General features: G+C 70.0%; 1 protein-coding gene. It reads right to left on the bottom strand.

The window, feature by feature from the left end; genetic code table 11:
- Positions 1 to 23: 23 nt before the first annotated feature.
- A complete protein-coding gene (locus ACFHPP_RS30990; protein WP_437167074.1) occupies positions 24 to 1379 on the bottom strand; it encodes a transposase in 1356 nt (451 codons plus the stop codon).
- Positions 1380 to 1444: the final 65 nt, after the last annotated feature.

Genomic DNA, 1444 nt, shown 5'->3' with positions numbered 1-1444 from the left:
CAGCCCGTTGATGAAGTCGTCGTTCAGCTTTGAGGATCTGGCCCGAAGCTGAAGGCGATGGCGGCGGTCTGATCTCCGGCGACGACGATCAGCAGGAGCAGCGGGCAGCCGTTTGGCATGATGATGGCGGCAAGGCACGCAGATAGGCGCGCCTGGAACTCCCTTGGTGTCCCGGCGCCGGTCAGCAGGCGCATGATCAATCCCAGATTGTAGCCGGCGACGTGGATCAGGTAGCGCTTCTGGATGTTTTTCCGCCCGCGCAGCCAGGTGCGCCGCATGCCGCCGCGGTCGAGCACCAGGGCGAAGCAGCGCTCGACGATCTCGGCGCGCAGCTTGAAGGCGGCGCGGGCGACCCCGGAGAGCAGCCGGATGCGGTTGTTGACCACGGCGCGGCGGGCGGCATCGTCGCCATGCCAACGCAGGAAGCCATCGCGCTTCGGCTCGGAGATGCGCGTCTTCCACGCGCCATCGTCGAGCGCCTTCAGCGTCTCGCGCGAATGGTAACCCTTGTCCGCCACCAGCTCGGCCGGCGCCTCTGGGCTCGGCGCGGCTTCGACTGTGTCGAGATGCCGCGCGGCGCTCGCCAGGGTGCCTGGCAGGGTGGCGGTGTCGCCGCGGTCGGCGGCGTGCATCTCGGCGGCGACCACCGCGCCGGTGTCGAGGTCGACCGCGTGCTCCGGCTTGTGCGCCAGCCGCGTGCGGCCGTCCTTCAGCCGGGCGATGCGCGCGTCGGGATCGGCCGGGCTTTCCCAATCGGCGTTGGACAGCTTCTTGCCCTTGCGGGCACGGTCCAGCCGGATCAGGTCGTCGGCCGTCGGCGTCTCGATGCCGCTCTCGCGGGCCATGCGGTTGAGCATCTCGCGGTAGCCCTCGCCGCTGCCGCGCCGGACGATGGCCCGCAGCGCCGCGTTGGCCTCCATCGTCGAGGCGTCGACGCCGATGCGCTCGCCCTTCACCAAGCCGCGCTCGGCCAGGCGCTGCAGCACCCAGGCGAAGACCGCATCGTGCACCTCGAGCGGCAGTCGCGAGCGCGTGCGGCTCAGCCAGGAATGGTCCGGCACCCGCTCGCGCTCGCCGAGGCGGAGGAAGTCGCGCAGCGACAGGCTATCGGCGCAGCGCCATTCCAGCCCGCGCTCGCTGTCGATGCCCTCGAAGTAGCCGACGAGCAGCATGCGGAAGTAGCGCCCCGGCGGCAGCGACGGCCGGCCACGCCGCGCCGCATACTGCGCCGCGCAAAGCCCCTCGACGAAGCCGTCGAACCCGGCCGCGACGAGCTCAGCCTGAAGCCGGTCGTAGAACGCATGCCCCGGCGAGCGTGGCATCTCCGACCACGACACCAGCATCTCCGACTGACGATCCCGCTGCCGACCCAGCGCCATCCGACACCTGTTCTCATCCAACACGGATGTCAGAATCAGGCCAAGCCGATTTCGTCAACGGGCTG

The sequence above is a fragment of the Falsiroseomonas sp. E2-1-a20 genome (genome assembly GCF_051433195.1).
GTDB lineage: Bacteria > Pseudomonadota > Alphaproteobacteria > Acetobacterales > Acetobacteraceae > Falsiroseomonas.
The sequence above is the reverse complement of the archived record's forward strand: the minus strand, read 5'-3'. Positions and strand labels throughout refer to the sequence as shown.